The organism is Candidatus Poriferisodalis sp. (assembly GCF_965262965.1).
Lineage (GTDB): Bacteria > Actinomycetota > Acidimicrobiia > Acidimicrobiales > Poriferisodalaceae > Poriferisodalis.
In genome coordinates this window covers 1588705-1608131 of record NZ_OZ253573.1, presented here as the reverse complement: position 1 = coordinate 1608131, position 19427 = coordinate 1588705, and the positions used below count along the sequence as shown (strand labels likewise).

Genomic DNA, 19427 nt, shown 5'->3' with positions numbered 1-19427 from the left:
ATGAGAATGGGATCTCGTCACAACTCAGTAACCGACAGTATTGCGACATGGCATTGGCGCGTTCTCGTCGGAGTTGTGATTGTCTGCCTCGTGATACCTATATCAACGGTCGGCGCGGCGTCCGCGCCGGACAGCATTGACACGCTTGACGGCCACGATGTGGCCACTAGGAGCGCAAGGCTCTTTCAAGCACAAGGCCTGGGGCCGACCTCAGGCGGTGGCACAAATCTGCACCGAGAGTGGTACGTCAACGACGATCCATTCCTGTGGGGACCTGAGAAATTTTGGCACGACGGTGCTCAGGGTGCAGGATATGGCAGCAACAACTTCAAATACACTGACGCCAACGGCAATTCAGCTACGGCAGTGAATTGGGTTCATTGGTACATGGGAGACCGTTCCGGCAGGCAAGAAGTCGAAGTATATGTGCCAACACAACAGGCCACGTCAACCGTTTTGTATGAAGTATCCCTGAACAATTCGGCATATGCCAGCGCGACGATAAGACAAAAGGAAGCGTTCGGGTGGACGCAACTTGGCGCGTACGACTTCAATGGTGGCGATGTAGTCATTACCACCAATGACAATACGACCCTAGAGGATGCCGATGACCTGAACGACTACGGCCGCCGACTCATCGGCATAGATGCGATTCGTATGCGCTGCGTCGAACGTTGCCCTGGTCAGCAGCTTGCCGTGCCCACTGGGGTTGTCTATAGCGGCCAAGCATTACGGTGGAACCGTGTCCCTGGGGTGAGTTCATACGAAATCGAATGGAGATATTCGTCAGAAACCGCGGTGACGCGGGGAACCAAAAATTGTCGTACCGCAGATTGTTGGTTCCAATTCTTCCCGGACATCTCCAGACGTTTTCAAGCCAGAGTACGCGCGCAGTCCGGCGATATGACAAGCGCCTGGAGCGATTGGTGGATTGTCGGGGCCCAAAATGTTGCGCCAGGCGCCGTGACGGGCGTGACCTACGCAAGCGGAACGATTACTTGGATTGATTTGCCCGAAGCGAACGCTTATGATGTCGAACTACATGACAGCGGCGGCGGCATCAGAACGATCCACAATGCCGCGTGCTGTGCTCTGCGTCTTCAATTTACCGGTGTCGACAGGAACCTTCAGCACTTTCGCTTACGCGCAACGAATGGCTTAGACGGACCATGGACAGCTTGGACGGCGATCACGAGGCCAACGCAGGAACTGAATCCGACTCCGCCTAGGAATGTTATCGTAGACACAGTCAATGAGATACAGTTGAGAATAACGTGGGAACCGCCCTCAAATAGCGGAAGTGCGGCGATCAGCAACTATCGCGTTGTAGTGTCAAGGCCGGCGATTGGATCATTGGCCGCCTGGAGCAGCGGTACGGTAAATGTTGCTGGAACATCGTTCGCTACGGGCAATCTTCGTTACGGCACTACCTACACCGTGACCATTGCGACCGTGAATCACGATAATCGAACTAGCCCGACTGTCAGCGCCCGTGCGACGACCGATGGGCGACAAACTACACCTCCGGGCGTGGTGCGTGACTTGAGGGCCGTTGCTCATGGAACGCAAGAATTGAGAGCAACGTGGTCAGCGCCATCCAATAGCGGAAGTTCGGGAATCAGAAACTACCAGGTAGTGGTTTCAAGGCCCGCGATCGGAACAGATGCCGCCTGGACCAGCGGCACAGTGACTGTCAATGGTACGTCATTCACTTCGGGAACTCTGCGTTACGGCACTACCTACACCGTGACCGTGAAAGCGGTGAATGGTGACCGTCTATCTAGTCAGTCTGCCAGTGTCCGTGCGACCACGAGTACGCAGCAATTCGAACGTCCGGGTAACGTCCGTGATATAAACGTTGATCCTCATGGAGAACGAAAGTTGAGAGTAACCTGGTCAACGCCCTCAAGTAGCGGCAGCTCGGGGATTAGAAACTATCGGGTCGTAGTGTCAAGGCCTGCGATTGGATCATTAGCCGAATGGACCACCGGTAAGCTGCCAGTCGTTGGTACGTCGTACACGACAGGCACGCTTCGTTACGGCACGACTTACACCGTTACGGTGACTGCGGTCAATCAGCACAGCAAGGTTGGCACTTCCGCCTCCGCACAAGCACGTACGAGAAACCAGGTAACCGCATTAGGGTCCGCCGCGAGTTAGGTCGCGTGTTCAGTTGGGTGTGATGGTGTAGTTCCATTCGCCGTGCCAGTGGTGGGGGCACAGCGGCAGTTGTTCCATTTGTGTGTTGGTGATCTTGATGCCGCGTTGGTACCAGCCGGGGTCGTAGGCGGCTTGCACGGTGAGTCCGGTTTGGGTGGTGGTGGAGGCGATGAGCTCGATGATCGTGGCGATGTCGGTGAGGGGTCGGCCTCGCCAGTTCATGGAGATGAAGCTGAAGAGGCGGTGTTCGATCTTGTTCCACTTGCTGGTGCCGGGCGGGTAGTGCACGACGGTGATCTCGAGGCCGGTCTCGGCGGCGAGGCGGGCGAGGAACCACTTCCAGGCGCGGGGCCGGTAGCCGTTGGAGCCGCCGGCGTCGGCGGTGATCAGCAGCCGGGTCGCGGTCGGGAACCGGTCGCGGCCCAGGGTGTTCCACCAGCGGCGGATGGACTCCACGGCGAACTCGGCTGTGTCGGCGGAGTCGCCGACGTTGACCCAGCCGGCGTTGTTGGCGACGTCGTAGACGCCGTAGGGGATGGCCTTGGCGAACTCGCCCAGCGCCCGATCAGCGAAGTCGTGCACGCTCACCCGCTCGGGTTCCCCGGCGGGCTGCCACTCGGCGCCGCCGTTGGCGTAGGACCCGATCAGCTCTTTCTTCTTGGTGTCCACGCTGATCACCGGGTCGCCGACGGCGAGGCGCTCCGAGGCCAGCGCGTTGAGGTAGGCGAACTGGGCGTCGCGGTCGGGGTGCTGGGCTCCCTCGTTCTGCTTGGCCGGCGCCTGCAACGAGTAGCCCATCTGGTGCAGCAGCCGGCGCACCAGCTCCGCGGACGCCTTGAAGCCCTGCCCGGCGAGCTCGCGTGCGAGCTGATACGTCGACTTCAGCGTCCAGCGCAGCGGCGACATCGGGCTGCCCCGCGTGACCGGATGCACCAGCTCGTCGAGCGCTTCGAGCAGACCGGGCTGCTTGTCGACCGCCGGGCGGTCCCCGCCGCCCTCGGCGCGCTGACGATCCCACGGCTCGGCCCCGGCGCGCACCTCGCGCACCGCCTTGGACATCGTCGAGGTCGAGACCCCCGACGCCCCCACAACGAACGCCTGCCCGCCGCGGCCCAGCGCCTCGGCCAACGCGCCGCTCACCACACGCCGCTGACGCTCGCCCAGATGAGGCATGACGGTCTCGAAGAACACCCTCGCATCGGTCGCCGAAAGCTCCACACACCCGACACTACACCTCGCGTGTTAACCTGTGGCGCACCCTTAGGCAAAGTAGCCAACGTGGACTACGAACTAGGCAAACACAAGAAGATTGGTCTCAATCTATTCAGCGTCGACAAAATTACCTGGGACGCGGTCCTAGGTGCTAGTTCTTACGAACTGCAATGGGAATACCCCGACCCATACCATAAGCAAATAGCTGACGCCGGTGCCAGCTGTCGAAATGATCGTTGCGAAGCCGAGTTCTTACGAAACCCGTTGCAACGAGAGGTGACCATTAGGGTTCGAGCTAGGGCGGGTTCTCGAAGCGGTGACTGGTCCTACAACAAGAGGTTTGACGAATCAATTCCATGCGACGCATCTCTGAGAAATGTAAGGTGGGAAGTAAGGCGAGAAGGACTCATCATCAAGCATTTAAGGATATATGCAGCAAAGGATTTCACTACAACTCCGACAAATGGCCAGGCTACGATGATCTCCAAGGGCCAAAGAGGCGGCAAAATCGCAGGCCCTGGAAACATTGGCATACAGGGGTGTTCATGGATTTTTCCCGACGCCTCGGTACAGGAACATGCCGAACTATCAGGGAACGCTCTGATCTACGGGAATGCCGAGGTTTCGGGCAGCGCTAAGATACATGGAGAAGCCAGAGTCTCCGGAGACGCGAGAATTTCGGGGAATGCTGAAATCTACGGTAAAGCAATCGTATCGGGCAACGCGCGCGTCAGCGGCGATACGGTAGTTAAAGGCGATGCGTTAATCGCTGGCGACATGAATCTCGAAAGTGGCATCTATGACGGAAAGGCGGAATTTAAGCGCGCCGCGCAAGAGCTGTATAAGGCTAATCGTGACGCCATCGTTTCGGGTTTGGTGGCATGCAAGTCGTTTGCTGACGCGTTCAACAACACTCATTCTCAAGCGACCCAAATTGCAGCCGACCTTTTAGCGGGCAAAAATACAATCGACAGCGCATTGGCCCCGCTAATCTTAGCATGCAAGAATTTGAAGGTGATTAAGAGCATTATCGACAGCTTCACGGGCAAAAAGAGCAAAATACTCACGGCGATTAGTTTTGCGTTACCTGTCGTTGGATCGCTGCGGCTGAGCCCAATGTTGCTCCACATTGTAGAGCTTGGAAGTGCTGGACTCGATGTGTACATGCTAGGAGACGCAAAAGTCCTGCACGACAGACTAGCGGCTGAGTATAACACGATATTGGGCGCGAATTGAGGAGCGACGATGGGGCATACTGCAACATTGGCGCCGCTGACGATAGCGAACAGGACCATTGGAGAGATATGTATCAGCAAATAGCGATCAAGAAGCGATTCCTGCCAGTAGTACTATTTGGATTACTTCTGGTCATGGTGTTGCCGAGCGTGGCGATCGCACAGGATTCGGGCGAAACTGGGGGACCGATCGAGGACCTTGATGAAGATGATTCGGATGCTGAGCAACTTGACGGTGACGGTGATCCGATCAGCGACCCAACTGTTGAAGTTCCTGATGATCTCAGCCAAGCCGGAGCCGCAATCGATGATGTCGATGATACGGATGACCCAATGCAGGCGGCTATTCCGCCTGTGGGAATGTCAACGTGCTCGGGCGAGATTGCGATTGTTGTGGCTTCCGATGTGGCGGCGCAATCGGATATCTATAGTGCGGTTACGCTTGCTGGAGTTGTCGGCACGGATTGCATTGTTCTTGCTGGTGCTCGCAATGGAACGATGTCGGCAGATCAGCGCGCTCGTCTTGACGATGCGCTGTCAAGTGGATGGATAGTTGGTGGAACCGCTGCTGTTCCGCCGTCGAAGACTGCTGGTTGGTCGATGAAGCGTATTGCCGGTGTTGATCGGTGGCACACAGCACGCCTCGTCGGAGCAGTCGCCGCGAACCCGGATGCCGACATTGCCCGATTGCACGCAGCTATAGTGGCATGGAATCCCTTGGCGAATGAAACTGACTGCTCTGGGTCCGTAGCGATTGTGGTGGCTTCGGATGTGGCTGCGTTGTCTGATATCTATAGCGCAGTGACGCTTGCGGGTGTTCTCGGCACGGATTGCATTGTCTTCGCCGGTTCGCGTGGTGCCGCGATGCCCGGGGATCAGCGTGATCGTCTCGACAGCGCGCGTTCAGGCGGATGGATTGTCGGTGGGTCCGCTGCTGTGCCGGCGTCGAAGATTGCTGGTCGGTCGATGAAGCGCATAGCCGGTGCTGATCGATGGCATACAGCGCGCCTCGTCGGAGCAATCGCCGCGGACCCGGATGTCGATATCGACTCCCTTGTGCCATAGGCCGAATTGGTGGCGCGCAAATGCAAATGTTTGCGCGCGATTCGATTGAGCGGTCCTGACGGGGACCCAATAGTCCGTAGCTGAGCGACGCTGTTTGGAGGTGACGTGCGATCAGTCTTGGGCTGGAGCGTCGCGTCGATTGTCATCGCCGCGAGCATCGGGCTGTCACCTCCAGCTGGGGCTTTCGATTTCGCTACCTCGTATGTCGAACGCCTGGCGGGTGCGGATCGGTATGCGACGTCGTTGGAGGTTGCTCGGGCGTATGCGGAAGAGCGCGGCGGGAACCTGGATTCAGCCGTGCTGGTTTCCGGGACGTCTTGGCCCGATGCAGTGACGGCTGCCGGGTTGGCGGGGCTGCTGGATGGGCCGATCTTGCTGGTGGGTCCGGCTGGCCTGAGCACGGAGGCGCTGGAGTTCTTGGAAGGCACCGGCGTCTCGGAGTTGATTGCGGTGGGCGACGAGTCGGTGCTGCCGTCTGAGGCTCTGGCTGCGGCTCGTCGCATCGATCCTGACATCGAGCGGATCTCCGCGGCCGATCGCTACTCGGCGTCGGTTGAGGTGGCTCGGCGGATGGGTGCCGGCGGTCATGGGTTCGGGTCTGCTCGCACGGTGATCCTGGCGAACGGGGACGTGTTCGTGGATGGCATGGTGGCCCGCACGTTCGCCGCCCGCGGCACGCATCCGGTGCTGCTGACGCCCGGCGATCGGCTGCACCCTGCTGTCGCGGCGTTCATCAGGTCTGACCTGGTGGAGCGCGTGGTGATCATGGGCGGTCATGCGGCTGTCTCCGCCGAGGTGGAAGCCGCTGTGGACCCGGTCGACAAGCACGTGGTGCGCCTAGCGGGTGCGACGAGGTTCGAGACAGCGGTCGCCGCAGCGGACTATCTGCGGGACCGCTACTCGTGGACCGCTGGGGGCGAGTGCTTCAGCGACGAGATCGTGGGGCTGACCACGGCGCTGGCACCCTACGACGCGTTCGCCGCGGGGCCGCTGCTGGGGCGGCTGTGCGCACCGCTGCTGCTGACCGAACCGTCGTCGGTGCCCGATGCCACCGCGCAATGGCTTGGCCCCGACACCAACCAGCTGATCGTGCTCGGTGGGTCGGCTGCGGTGTCTCAGCAGGCGGTCAGCGGGCTCGTCGCCGAACGCAGCATCGGCGGCCGGGCTCAGGCAGAGGCGTACATGACGACACTCGTCAACGAGTTGCGTGCCGGCTTCGGCGTCGAACCGTTGCGCCATCACGCCGGGTTGCGCCGGGTCGCACGTGACTGGTCCGAGCAAATGCCCGAAGACGGCAGGTTCGGCCACAACCCCGACTGGCTTGACCAGTACCCGCTCGGGTGGCATCTGTACGGGGAGAACGTGACTCGCGAGTACGTGGCCGGAACGCTGGACGAGGCCGTCAAGGCCGCCTTCGAGGAGTTCAAGGACAGCCCTCCGCACTTCTCGAACATGGTCAACCCCGAGTTCACCGACGTCGGCATCGGCATCGCTGTGGGCGAGCGCAAGATCATGGTCACCCACAACTTCTCGTCCTACCCCGTCGAGCCCGTCGAGGTTCCGCCGACCAAGCCCCGGCTCGGCGTGAGCGCTTGGGCTGACCGGTTCCAGCTTCGGTGGGACGCCACCACCTCGGATCTGCCGATCACGCACTGGCAGATCGACGACGGCGGGCTGCCAGGCGATCCGCCTGCATCCGCCTGGGGCTACATGTGGCACGACCCCCCGCAAGGCATCCACCGTGTACGCGCCGCTGCCTGTAACGCCGCCGGCTGCAGCGAGCCCAACGCCTACACCTTCACCATCGGCGACGCCGAGCCGGTGCCCGGAACACCTCTCGAACCGAGCGTCTCCGTGGCCATCGACGGGCCGAAGGTCACCGTGAGCTGGGACGCCGACGCCGACGCCGACGTTTCGACGATCGAAGCGTGGACTTACCATCTCGAAGGCGAGGACTCGGTACGCCTCTTTCACGAGTACCTGCCCGTCGCGCAACGACAACGTGAGCACTACTCGCTCGGGCCCGGAACCTACGTCGTTTTCGTGCTCGGCCACAACGCCCACGGCCCAGGCGCCTGGGCACGCGCCGAATTCACCGTTGCTGAACGGTAGAACGGCGCCTCGGGATCTTGAACCTGTCCGTTATGGCGGGATTGAGCTGCCGAGCGTTGCTGCGTAGTCGTCGAGGCCCCCATCTCAGCAGCGGACCCTCACGTCACCCAACGCCTCGCTTCGACGCGAAGAGCCACAAGTGGGCTGTCGTGGCACCGTCGGTGATCGTCGTAGTCCCGTTGGTGGGGCACTCGTTGCTCGGTGACGATCGGCGGCGGCTTTATCGCGCTGCTCATGATGTGGGCAGCAATTTGTTCCGGGCCATCGGCCATTCGCTGGACAACGTCGACACGTTCTTGGACCGAGGAAATTTCCGTCCGCTCGGTCGTGCTGTGGAGAACGTCGAAAGTGAGGTGTGTCTGAGTCTTCCGCGGAGATCGGCTGAGAAATGAACCAAGTCATGCTGTGTTCTCGGGGTTGTTGGTGGTGGTCCGGCGGTTGTGGTCGAGCCGTCGTGTGCGGGCTCGTTGGAGGCCTTGCCGGCGGGCCTCGCGGATCGGTTCTCCTCGTTGGTGGTGTTCGTCGTCGGGGGTGACGTAGCCGAGCGCTTCGTGCAGCCGGACTTCGTTGTAGTCGATCCGGATGCGTGCCAGCTCTGTGTCGAGCAACGCCGGGTCGGTGATCTCGTCGAGGTGGGGCCATTCGTGCTTGATGTGCCCGAAGAAACTCTCGATCCAGGCTTGGTCGGTGGGGGTGTGGGGTCGGCCGTGGTGTTGGGCGATGGCCATCATCGCCATGTAGGCGCGGGTGTCGTGGCTGGTCATGGCCGGGCCGTTGTCGGACACGGCGAGCAGGATCGGCCGGTCGGGGTCGTCGATGTCGAGATCGAGGCGGTCGTCGGTGAGCAGCTCGTCGAGATCTTGGGCTAGCAGCGCCTGGTCGAAGATGACGCGCACTTGGGTGGAGGTCTCCTCGGTCGAGACCAGGGTGGTGATCCAGTAGCGGGAGACCATGTCGACGATGGCGAACACGCAGCGCCGGGCCCGCCCGAAGTGGGTGACGTCCCAGATCCAGATCCTGTTCGGTTCCCAGACCAGCCAGTGGGGCCACGGCGTCTTGGGCCGCCGTGGTGTCGGCGGCTGTTCGGGCAGCACAAGCCCGTGGGCAGCCAGAACGCGCCGAAACGTCGAGGGGGCCACCCACACCCGGCCCACATAGGAACCGCGGTGGGCGAGCTTGCGGTGCGACCGGTCGACCGGTCCCCACTCTTCAGCGACAGCGAGGACCTCCGCGACTTCGTCGGCCAGCACCGCATGCACCGGCGCGCCGCCCGGGGCGAGGTCGCTGAGCGTGCCCAGCTCGCGTCGGCGGGCCCGCCAGCGGTGCACCCGGTCGTCGGAGACCTGCCACACACCGGTGGCCCATGTGTGCCAGAACCCGGCGGCAACGGCGTCGTCGACGGTGTTGAGGACCAGCTCTTTGGCCTCGGCGGGGACTCTCGCCGGGACCGGTCCGTTCAGTCCCAGCCGGATTTTCCCCGGACAATGGCCAACTCGATCGCTTGGACCTTGATCGCCTCGGTGAGCTGACCGATCTCTGCCCGGGCCGCTTCGAGCTCCCAGTTCCGTTCGGTGGCCGGGCGACCCGGTTTGCGGGCCAGCGCAGCCAGCGCCGCGTCCTTCACCGTCCGGCGGATGGAGATGATCGTCGACACATCGACCCCCCACTTCCGGGCGGCGTCGGCCTGGGTGATCTCTCCGCCCGCGACCTGCAAGTAGATCTCCCACTTCGTCTCCGCGGACAGCTTCTTCGGTCGACGCCGACCCTCGCTGACAGTCATCTGATGCTCCTTCACGCGTCAGCGAGAACACGATCAGACTTGGTTCATTCCTCGGTGGACCCTCCGCGGCAAAGTCAGACGCACAACAAAAGGGCGGTGGTCTATGACGCAGCGGAGGCGACCGGTCTCGCTCCGCACGCAGTCAACGGTGTGCTCCGGCTGGTGTTGATTGGGATGCTTGCAGTCGGATCCTTTGGACTCATGTCGGCGGTGTTGCGGTCCGCGGGAATCGGGCGATCCGGCCGCCATCCGGCTGTCGTGCTGTATCCGATGGTCCTGGCGGCGACCTTGGTCGCCGGGGATCACTACAGCCCCATCACCAGCTACAACGTTGTTCTCATCGGCTCAGTCATCTTGATGCTCGCGGCAGCGTTGTGGGTGGCGCGGGACAAGGACATGGTGCAAAGGCGGCTCGCATGGCATGAGCCGGTCGCGATGCTTGGGCTCGGCGCGGTCTTGGCGGCCACGTACGACCTCACCTATGTGGCCCCTCCGTTCGTGGCCGCGTTTGTGGTGGCGCGTGCCGCTGCGGGTTCCTCGGCTCGACAACTGCTTCGCATGGCGAGCGTTCGCCGCTGGACGTATCTCACTGCCGGATTCCTCGCCGTGTTCATTCCGGCTCGTATTGAGATCGCCAGGCGGTGCAGCGGATCGTCCTGCTATGTGGCTTCCGATGTCGAGTTGACAACGGACGTATTCGGACGCACCGCTGACCGCTTGTTGACCGGGGCATCCCCGGCGGGCTGGAGGTACACCGCTGGCCTCCTCGACAGGGCTGGCATCAGCTTTGGATTCGCCGATCTGGCGAGGAATGTGCTCCTGATCGTGCTACTCGCAGCGGTTGCATTCATCACCGTCATCGCCGCCCGAAATGCGCGAGGCTCTCTGCCGGTTGTCTCGGAGGATTCCGTGGGTTGGAGGCGGCCGGCCGCGAGTCTGGGCGCTCTCGGAGCAGTCACAGCGCTCCTGCCGGCGCTCCTTGTCGGCCTGTCAAGGCGAACCCAAGAAGTTCGCCCGCAGGTCGGCGAGGCCTGGCGCGAGACGATCATGGTCCAAGTGGGCTGGTCGCTCATGGCCACCGCAGCACTGGTGTGTGTCTTCGGTATCGCCCGCAAGCCGGGAACCGCGCGAATCGCGGCTGCGTTGGCCACCGCAATTCTCGGCGCCACCATGGCGCTCACGCTGCTTGCCAACGCTCGATTGACCCAGGTCGACCGCGTCACCCCACTTCACGCCATCACGAGCGAGATGGCAACCGCGGCCATCCACTTCGACCCGACCGAGAGCGGAAACGCCCGGCGCTGCCGGCTCATTGACGACTACACGGCGATCCTGCCGAACCCCCGACAGTGGGTGAGCGGCCCGAACGTGTGGTCAGAACTCGACGAACTCATGCTCAGTGTCCAGGGCATTCCCTATTGCGACCCGGTCCTCCACGGCGGTAACAAACCAGCCAATCCTGAGATCGAAGATGCGTCGTAACCGCGGCGGTGACACGCCTCATTCCGGCGAAACGTTGTCCATAGCGGCACGTAGTTGTCGGATCAGCGGCGGAATGTCCATCTCGAGTGTTCGCCAAATGACTTCGGCTCGGACATGGTGGTACTCGTGCGCGAGAAAGTTGCGCATCCCGCGTAACCTCGACCATGGAACGTCGGGCATTTGCGTGGCCGTTTCGTCGTCGAGGTGCCGTGCTGCCTCTCCGACGATCTCGAGCATGCGCTCGGCAGCGGCCAGCAGCTTCCAGTCGTCTGCGAACGCCTCCGAACCCTCATCAAGGATGCTCGCTGCACGTTCGGCGGCGCGGAGAATGTCGATGATGCGCTGATGCTGGCTGCGGGTCACAGCGGAACGGCATCGTCGAGCATTGACACGAACGGTGCCTTCAGCGCTCGGGCATCGACGATGTCGACATTGCACCCGAGAAGATCGGCCAAGTCGAGTTGAAGACCCGCGAAATCAAGCAGCGTCGCGTCGGAGCTGAACTCGCAGACGAAGTCGCAGTCACTTTCGGGCGTGTCTGTACCTCGTGCGACCGAGCCAGCTAAGGCAATGGCAGTCGCCTTGTTCTTGGCTGCGATGCTGCGGATCGTTGCGCGGTGGCGATCCAGTATCGCCTCGCGGCGGGACACAGTCCGGACTGTACTGCGGACATTCGGCTTGCCAACTCGCCGGGATGAGGGCGCCTCGTCGGGCGCGTGGACCGCTGGGGCACATAGGCTCCTGCGCTGGCCGGTGTGCGCCGGACCAGGGCCGTGGGGGCCGCTCGAGGGCCCAAGACGATGGTCGATGGGAGACGGAATTATGGGACGAGGGATCATTGCGTACGGGGCGTACGTGCCGTACTGGCGGCTGGACCGCTCCAAGATCACTGCGGTAATGGGCTCGGGCGGCGGCAGGGGGCACCGTGCGGCGGCCAGCTACGACGAGGACACCACGACGATGGGTGTCGAAGCGGCGCGCAATGCACTGCGGGGCAGCGAGCTCGTGCCCGACTCGGTGCTGTTCTCGACGGCGAATCCTGCCTACATGGACAAGACGAACGCTGCGGCAATCCACGCGGCGCTCGATCTGCCCCAGTCATCGTGGGCGGTGGACGTCGGCGGAGCGCCGCGGTCATCGGAGGCCGCCTGGGCGCTCGCCGCAGCGAATCGGGGCACCAACCTGGCCGTCGCCTCTGACCTGCGCACTGGTCGTCCCACCAGCGGCGACGAGGCCACCGGAGGCGACGGCGCGGCTGCGTACGTCTTCGGCGATGACTCGGTTTCGCCGGTGCTGTGCGAATGGCTCGGGGGAGCGGTCGCCACTGCGGAGTTCACCGACCGTTACCGGCAGCCGGGCGATGCGTTCTCGCGCATCTGGGAGGAACGATTCGGCGAGCAGGTGTATCTGCCGCTCGCAAACGACGCCATCGAGCGTGCGCTGGGCGACGCGAGCGTCAGTCTCGATGACATCGACAAGATCGCGATCGTCGGCCTGCACGCGCGGGCGGTGCGCAGCCTGTCACGGGTGGCGGGCGACAATCTGGTCACCGACTTGACAGGCGAGATCGGCAACACCGGAACCGCTCACCCGGCGATCGTGCTGGCATCGATTCTGGACGAGGCCGAGCCCAACGAGACGATCCTGCTGGTCCATCTGGCCGATGGCGCAACGGCCGACGTGCTGCGCACGACCGATGCCATCGCCGACCACACACCGTTTGCGTCCGTGCGGTCTCAGATCGATCGCGGAAATGACGCGCTCGACTACAACAAGTACCTGACCTGGCGCGGCTTCCTCGATCGTGAGCCGCCGCGCCGTCCGGATCCCGAGCGGCCGGGCGCGCCACCGGTGTTCCGCTCCGAGGACTGGAAGTACGCGTTCGTCGGCTCCCGTGACCGCAGCTCGGGAGCGATCCACCTGCCGCCGATGCGCGTGTCCATGGATGGCGGCGCGGTTGACGACATGGAACGCATCCGCATGGCGGACACTCCTGCGACGATCGCCACCTTCACCGTCGACCGTTTGGCCTTCTCGCTGTCGCCTCCCATGGTGGCGGTGGTCATCGACTACGACGGCGGCGGACGCTTCCAGGCTGAGATGACCGACGTCGACCCCGACGCGGTCAGCATCGGTGACCGCGTCGAGATGACGTTCCGGCGCTTCTACAGCGCAGAGGGAATCCACAACTACTTCTGGAAGGCACGCCCAGCCGCCCCCTAACGCAGCACGTACCTGCTGTGAGAGCAGCAGCAGCAAGCACAGCCTGCGTTAGCAGCAGCAAGCAAGCACAGTGCTCAGCGGCCATAATGTCGCTGGGAGATCTGGCATTCTCGCGCTCAGCGACGCACGCAGTGCGTGAGCGGTGCGGGCACTGGCACAACCTCCACTGGTCCATCACCCACAACCCAACTCACCACAAGGCAGGCACTTATGGCTTCACATGGCATTCGCGACCAGGTCGCGATCGTCGGAATGGGCTGCACCCAATTCGGCGAACACTGGGATCGCAGCGTCGATGACATGCTCATCGACGCCGCGCACGATGCGTACGCATCCGCGGGCGTCGAACAAGACGACATCGACGCCTTCTGGCTCGGCACGATGGGCTCGGGGGTCTCGGGCCTGACCCTGTCGAAGCCGCTGCAGCTCGACTACAAGCCGGTCACCCGGCTCGAGAACATGTGCGCCACTGGCTCGGAGGCGTTTCGCAACGCCGCTTACGCAGTCGCATCGGGCGCCTACGACATGGTTATGGCGATCGGCGTCGAGAAGCTGAAGGACTCCGGGTACTCGGGTCTGACCGGCGCTCGGCCACCGAGCGACGGCACCGATTCATCGATCACCGCTCCGGCGACGTTCAGCCTGCTGGCACCGGCATATGCCCACAAGTACGGGCTTGACGAAGACACCATGAAGGAAGTTCTCACCCGCATTGCCTGGAAGAACCACCGCAACGGAGCGCTGAACCCTCGGGCTCAGTTCCGCAAGGAAGTCGCCAAGGAGACCATCGCCGGCTCGCCACTGATCGCTGGTCCGCTGGGCATCTTCGACTGCTCCGGCGTGAGCGACGGCTCGGCCGCCGCCATTCTGGTTCGGGCCGAAGACGCTCACAAGTACTGCGACAACCCGCTGTACATCAAGGCGCTCAGCTTCGCTTCAGGCCCTGCGACCGGGGCGCTTGACAGCACCTATGACTACACCACGTTCCGCGAGGTGGAGGCATCGGCAGCCGAGGCCTACAAGCAGGCTGGCATCACCGATCCTCGCTCGCAGATCGCGATGGCCGAGGTGCATGACTGCTTCACGCCAACCGAGCTCGTCCTGATGGAGGATCTCGGATTCGCCGAGCGTGGCCTTGGCTGGAAGGAAGCCATGGCCGGCACGTTCGACCTCGACGGCGACCTCCCGGTCAACCCCGATGGCGGCCTGAAGAGCTTCGGCCACCCGATTGGCGCATCCGGCCTGCGGATGCTCTTCGAGTGCTGGCTGCAGCTGCGTGGTGAGGCACCGCCTGAGCGGCAGATCCCCTCGGTTACCGAACAGGGCAAGACCCTGGGAATCACGCACAACCTCGGCGGCCAGCCGGGCGCCTGCGTGAGCTTCGTCTCGGTTGTCGGGTCTGAGCTGGGCTGACCCCCGCAGACAACCTAAATCGCTGAACGGCCCGGGGGTAGTTGCCCCCGGGCCGTTCGCGTGCGTCCGGGCTGTGAGGGGGTCAGTTGGTGATGTGGGTGAGGGTCTTGCGGACGGCTGCGGCTATGCCCACGGCGTCGAGGCCGAGTTCGGCGTGAAGCTCTGCGGCGGTTCCATGGGGGAGGTAGGCGTCGGGGGTGCCGAGCTGGCAGATGCGGGGGACGCTGGGAGCTTCGAGCTGCTGCAGAGCGTCGTTGACCAGGCTGCCGAAGCCGCCGACGCGGACGCCATCCTCGACGGTGACCACGAGTGGGTGGGCTGCGGCGTCGAGCACCATTTGGCGATCGAGCGGCTTCAGCACGCGCGGGTCCCAGAGCGAGACTTCGACGCCATCGGCATTGAGCATTTCGGCTGCTTGCGTCGCGGCCGCGAAGGTCTGACCGGCGGCCAGGATGCATGCATCGGGACCGGACCTGGTTTGGCGGGCGTGGAGTCGCTCACCGGTAGCGGTGTCGATCGCGTCACGCACACCGGTGACGGGGCCCTTGCCGCGTGGCCAGCGGATGGCGACAGGGCCGTCGGTGATCTCGAGTGCCGCGGCGAACGCCATTGGCAGCTCGTCCGGTGACGAGGGCGCGAGCACGGTCATGCCGGGCACCCGCGTGAACATGGCGATGTCGTACAGCCCGTGGTGGGAGGCACCGTCGGGTCCGGTCACCCCAGCGCGGTCCACGCACACGATGACGGGCAGGCAGTGAAGGCCGACGTCGTAGAGCGTCTGGTCGAAAGCACGCGCGAGGAACGTCGAGTACACCGCGACGACGGGTCTCAATCCGGCTCGGGCCATGCCGGCCGCAGACGTCAGTGCATGCTGCTCGGCAATGCCGACATCGTAGAAGCGGTCGGGAAACTCGCGCTGGAACGGCAACAGCCCGGTGGAGCCGGGCATGGCGGCGGTGATGGCCACGATCTCGGGATGTCGCCGGGCGGCAGCGACGAGCGTCTCGGTGAACACGGCTGTGTAGTCGCGCATGGCCGGCTCGGGCGCGACGACAGGCGATTCGGCGGTTGTGGTGACGCGGCCGGGAGCACCGCCGGTGGCGGGGTCGAAGAGGCCGATGTCGTGAAGGTGCTTCTCGGTGTCGTGTTCCGCAGGCGCGTACCCGCGGCCCTTGTCCGTGATGACATGCACGACGATGGGGCCTTCGGTGTATGCGGCGGCATCGCGAAGCGCCGACTCCAGTGCTGCGATGTCGTGGCCGTCGACAGGCCCGAGGTAGCGCACACCGAGCGTTTCGAAGAACGCCGGTGGCTCCCACATCTCTCGCATCGCGGCAGCGGCGCTGTCGATGCTCCTTCGTACGCCGTCGCCCAGCGGAACTCGGTCCAGCAGGTGATCCACGGCCCGGCGACCTTGCACATAGTGCGGCGACTGGCGCACTCGGGACACCACAGTGGCCAGCCGGCTGACCGTGGGCGCGTAAGAGCGTCCGTTGTCGTTGAGCACGATCAGTGCTCGCTGGGCGTAGTGGCCCAGGTTGTTCAGCGCTTCGAAGGCCATGCCGCCGGTCATGGACCCGTCGCCGATGACGGCCACGACACGTCGGTGTTCGTGGCCGGTCATCGCGAACCCTGCGGCGAGGCCCGATGCCCAGCTCAGCGATGTCGACGCGTGGCTGTTCTCGACGATGTCGTGGGCGGATTCCGCCGCGCTGGGGTAGCCGGACAGTCCGTGGCGCTGGCGAAGGCGACTGAAGCCGTCCTTGCGACCCGTGATGAGCTTGTGAACGTAGGCCTGATGGCCCGTGTCCCAAACGATCACATCGCGTGGCGACTCAAAGACGCGGTGGATCGCAACGGTGAGTTCCACCGCCCCGAGGTTCGAGCCGAGATGTCCGCCAGTGCGCGACACGGCTTGCACGATGAAGTGCCGGATCTCCGCGCATAGCTCATCGAGCTGTGCGGAGTTCAGCGCACGCAGATCGGCTGGGCTGGTGAGCTTGGCAAGGTGCATTCGCGGCCTAAGGGTACTCAGGCGTCGAGCTGGGCTTCCGCGCTCGCGCCACCATGCCTTCGACGGCCCCCGAGGGCCAACGTCGGCGCCCCGCTCAGGCTCACCAGCAGGGTCAGCGCGTACAGCAGCAAGCCCACCAAGACGGCCTCGGCGTGGCTGACGCCGTGTGCGTCCAGGAACAGCACAAGCGCGGCCTCACGCACGCCGAGCCCGCCGATCGCCACCGGCAGAACCTGCACGATCAGCACCATCGGGGCGAATGCCATCCAGGCGCGCAAGCCCGGGTTGACACCGATTGCCGCGCCCGCGAGGGCGGTCGCCACGACCAGCAAGAACTGGTAGGCCAAGCCCACTAGCAGCAGGCGCCCGGCTGCGCCGGGGTGACGTCGGAACACGCTCAGGCCCATGTGAACCGCGCCCAGACCGTCCCGGATGCGGCCGCCGCCGCCGAGCCGGCCGAGCCCGCGGGGGTGCTCGGCAACCCAGACGATGAGCCCGAGCAGCACCAGCGTTCCCAGCGCCAGACCCGCAGCGATCTGACCTCCCGAATGGCGAAGAAGACTTGGTTGGGATGCCAACGCGGTGAGCGTCATCATCGGCAGCACGATCCAGCCGGTGAGCCGCTCGATGATGACGGTTGCGAATGCACTGGTCTGGCTGCCACATATTCGCCCCAGGCGTTTGATGCGCAAGACATCGCCGCCGATTGTCGTGGGCAGGAAATTGCCGAGGAACTGCGCAGCTAGGTACATGGACAGCATCGAACGCCGCGACGCCTTCACATCCAGCGTGGATGCCACCTGCCGCCATCGGGCGGCGGCAGTGACAAACGCGGCAGCCGTGACGAAGGCGGCCGCAACCAGCCAGGCCGCTGCTGCACCTTTCGAATCGAGATCCAGCGCCGAGAGCTTGTCGCGGCTGATGACGAACAGGATCGCCAGCAGGCCGGCACTGATGCTGAGACGAATCGCCGTGACGAGGCCTCGCGGGATACGCATTCAGGCGGCTTTCGCTCTTCGCCAGTTCGCCGCCCTCGGGACGAGCGGCCAGCGGCGCAGCGGCCTGACGAAGCGTTTCACGTGGCTTTGCACAATAGTGTGGCTGGGCACCCCAGCGGCATTCGACTGGACGCTCGAATGACCGACGTCACGCCCCTGCAACAGTTATTGATCCCACACCTACGCCACGTCGCAGCGCACCCGCATCACAACGCCCAGAATGTCCGCCTACGAGGTCGGATCGCAAGCCTCGCCCCGCAAGATTCCAGAAGGAAACGGCACAGATGACGCAGGACACGGCGATTTCTGGAACCCATAGCCCAGGGGCGCTGGTGGATCTCGATGTGGTCGACGCCACCCTCCGAGCGGCACTCGACGCCGGGGGCGAATGGGCCGAGCTCTTTGCAGAAGACCGGGAATCGGTTGGCGCGATATTCGACGAGGGTCGGGTCGAGGAGATGAACTCCGGCCGTGACCGCGGTGTCGGCATACGTGTCACCGCAGGCGACGTGACCGGCTACGCGCACACGGCGGATCTCTCGGCCCAGGGCCTCACCGACGCGGCGCGCACTGCTGCGGCAGTGGCGGCGGGTCATGGCGGAACCGTCGAGATGACGCCGCTTGGGGGATCTGGCACTGCCGCCGCGCGGGTCGCAGTGCTGCCTGCGAGCATCGGAACCGAGCGCAAGGTGGCGCTGCTGCGGATGGCTGACGACGCCGCACGCTCAGTTGACAGCGCCATCACCCAGGTCACCGCTCGCTATGCCGAGGGTCGCCGACGGATCCTGGTTGCGAACACCAACGGGCTGTGCGCCGCCGACGATCAGGTGCGCACGCTGTTCTCGGTGGGCTGCGTCGCGAGTGGCGACGGAGGCCTGCAGACCGGTCGTGAGACGGTCGGATACACGGTCGGTTGGGAACTCTTCGACACCCACGATCCAGCGGAGCTGGCGCGGCGTGCTGCGAGTCGAGCAGTCACGAAGCTGGCGGCGCGGCCGGCGCCCAGCGGTGAAGTGCCTGTGGTGATCGCCCGTGGAGGGGGCGGCGTGCTCTTCCACGAGGCATGCGGTCACGGCCTTGAAGCCGACCTGGTGCGCAAGGGCGCGTCGGTGTTCGCTGGCCGCGTCGGCGAGCAGGTCGCCGCGCCGGGCGTGACGCTGGTGGACGACGGCACGATGGGCCCCGAGTGGGGAACGCTGGCCATCGATGACGAGGGACACCTCACGCAGCGAAACGTGCTCATATCCGATGGTGTGCTGACTGACTACATGTGGGACTGGCTGCGATCGCGTGACGTTGGGCGCGCTCCGTCGGGCAATGGCCGCCGCCAGAGCTACACCCACCTGCCGATGGTCCGGATGACGAACACATTCGTGACGAATGGCGAGATCGATCCCGACGACATCATCGCTGATACCCCGTGGGGTGTGTACGTGGCGCAGCTCGGCGGAGGACAGGTCAACACCGCCACCGGCGACTTCGTTTTTGGCATGACCGAGGCGTACCTCATCGAGGACGGGGTCATCACGGAGCCATTGCGGGAGGGAAACCTGATCGGCAATGGTCCAGCGGTATTGGCTGAGATCGATGCCATCGGCAACGATTTCGCCATGGGCAGCCCCGGAACCTGCGGCAAGGACGGACAGGGCGTCCCGGTCGGCGACGGCCAGCCGACCCTTCGCGTGCGTGCCTTGACCGTCGGGGGCACCGCCGCGTGAGCGGCGGCGTGAGGT

The 19427-nt window shown here is 63.9% G+C and carries 15 protein-coding genes; 8 read left to right on the top strand and 7 right to left on the bottom strand.

The window, feature by feature from the left end:
• Positions 1-2160, top strand: a complete 2160-nt coding sequence (locus tag ACQY5K_RS07675) for a fibronectin type III domain-containing protein (RefSeq protein WP_428121656.1) — start codon at positions 1-3, stop codon at positions 2158-2160.
• 9 nt (positions 2161-2169) lie between these two features.
• Here ACQY5K_RS07675 and ACQY5K_RS07670 read toward each other — a convergent pair whose 3' ends face one another.
• Positions 2170-3333, bottom strand: coding sequence for an ISAzo13 family transposase (locus ACQY5K_RS07670; RefSeq protein ID WP_428122603.1), 1164 nt, complete (start codon positions 3331-3333; stop codon positions 2170-2172).
• A 516-nt stretch (positions 3334-3849) separates the two neighbouring features.
• On the opposite strand from ACQY5K_RS07670, the gene ACQY5K_RS07665 reads away from it, so the two are divergent.
• From ACQY5K_RS07665 to ACQY5K_RS07655, 3 genes are all read left to right on the top strand, one after another.
• Entirely contained in the window at positions 3850-4608 is a 759-nt protein-coding gene (locus tag ACQY5K_RS07665; protein WP_428121653.1) for a hypothetical protein, read from the top strand.
• Between the two features lie 68 nt (positions 4609-4676).
• On the top strand, positions 4677-5672 hold the full coding sequence (locus tag ACQY5K_RS07660) for a hypothetical protein (protein WP_428121650.1): 996 nt from the start codon (positions 4677-4679) through the stop codon (positions 5670-5672).
• Between the two features lie 105 nt (positions 5673-5777).
• Positions 5778-7784 (top strand): cell wall-binding repeat-containing protein, encoded by a 2007-nt coding sequence (locus tag ACQY5K_RS07655; RefSeq protein ID WP_428121648.1) that lies wholly within the window; start codon positions 5778-5780, stop codon positions 7782-7784.
• Between the two features lie 398 nt (positions 7785-8182).
• Here the strand turns inward: ACQY5K_RS07655 and ACQY5K_RS07650 are convergent, their stop codons facing one another.
• Both ACQY5K_RS07650 and ACQY5K_RS07645 read right to left on the bottom strand, forming a co-directional pair.
• A complete protein-coding gene (locus ACQY5K_RS07650; protein ID WP_428114710.1) occupies positions 8183-9136 on the bottom strand; it encodes a transposase in 954 nt (317 codons plus the stop codon).
• Between the two features lie 104 nt (positions 9137-9240).
• Positions 9241-9564 carry a hypothetical protein gene (locus ACQY5K_RS07645; protein WP_428114711.1) on the bottom strand — a complete coding sequence of 108 codons (324 nt, stop codon included), beginning with the start codon at positions 9562-9564 and terminating at the stop codon, positions 9241-9243.
• Between the two features lie 96 nt (positions 9565-9660).
• Between ACQY5K_RS07645 and ACQY5K_RS07640 the strand changes: the two genes are divergently transcribed.
• Positions 9661-11046, top strand: a complete 1386-nt coding sequence (locus tag ACQY5K_RS07640) for a hypothetical protein (RefSeq protein WP_428121646.1) — start codon at positions 9661-9663, stop codon at positions 11044-11046.
• Positions 11047-11064: 18 nt separating this feature from the next.
• Here ACQY5K_RS07640 and ACQY5K_RS07635 read toward each other — a convergent pair whose 3' ends face one another.
• Both ACQY5K_RS07635 and ACQY5K_RS07630 read right to left on the bottom strand, forming a co-directional pair.
• Positions 11065-11409, bottom strand: coding sequence for a HepT-like ribonuclease domain-containing protein (locus tag ACQY5K_RS07635; RefSeq protein ID WP_428121644.1), 345 nt, complete (start codon positions 11407-11409; stop codon positions 11065-11067).
• Positions 11406-11696, bottom strand: coding sequence for a nucleotidyltransferase family protein (locus tag ACQY5K_RS07630; protein ID WP_428121641.1), 291 nt, complete (start codon positions 11694-11696; stop codon positions 11406-11408). Before ACQY5K_RS07630 ends, ACQY5K_RS07635 begins: the two co-directional genes overlap by 4 nt.
• A 157-nt stretch (positions 11697-11853) precedes the next feature.
• Here ACQY5K_RS07630 and ACQY5K_RS07625 point away from each other — a divergent pair, with 157 nt between their 5' ends.
• Positions 11854-13269 carry an OB-fold domain-containing protein gene (locus ACQY5K_RS07625; protein WP_428121639.1) on the top strand — a complete coding sequence of 472 codons (1416 nt, stop codon included), beginning with the start codon at positions 11854-11856 and terminating at the stop codon, positions 13267-13269.
• A 210-nt stretch (positions 13270-13479) separates the two neighbouring features.
• A complete protein-coding gene (locus tag ACQY5K_RS07620; RefSeq protein WP_428121637.1) occupies positions 13480-14682 on the top strand; it encodes an acetyl-CoA acetyltransferase in 1203 nt (400 codons plus the stop codon).
• Between the two features lie 82 nt (positions 14683-14764).
• Here ACQY5K_RS07620 and dxs read toward each other — a convergent pair whose 3' ends face one another.
• Both dxs and ACQY5K_RS07610 read right to left on the bottom strand, forming a co-directional pair.
• Positions 14765-16696, bottom strand: coding sequence for a 1-deoxy-D-xylulose-5-phosphate synthase (gene dxs / locus ACQY5K_RS07615; RefSeq protein ID WP_419922314.1), 1932 nt, complete (start codon positions 16694-16696; stop codon positions 14765-14767).
• Between the two features lie 17 nt (positions 16697-16713).
• The gene (locus ACQY5K_RS07610; protein ID WP_428121635.1) at positions 16714-17694 is read right to left on the bottom strand and encodes a lysylphosphatidylglycerol synthase transmembrane domain-containing protein; all 981 of its coding nucleotides are present in this window, start codon (positions 17692-17694) and stop codon (positions 16714-16716) included.
• A 284-nt stretch (positions 17695-17978) separates the two neighbouring features.
• On the opposite strand from ACQY5K_RS07610, the gene ACQY5K_RS07605 reads away from it, so the two are divergent.
• On the top strand, positions 17979-19412 hold the full coding sequence (locus ACQY5K_RS07605; RefSeq protein WP_428121632.1) for a TldD/PmbA family protein: 1434 nt from the start codon (positions 17979-17981) through the stop codon (positions 19410-19412).
• The last annotated feature ends 15 nt before the right edge of the window (positions 19413-19427 follow it).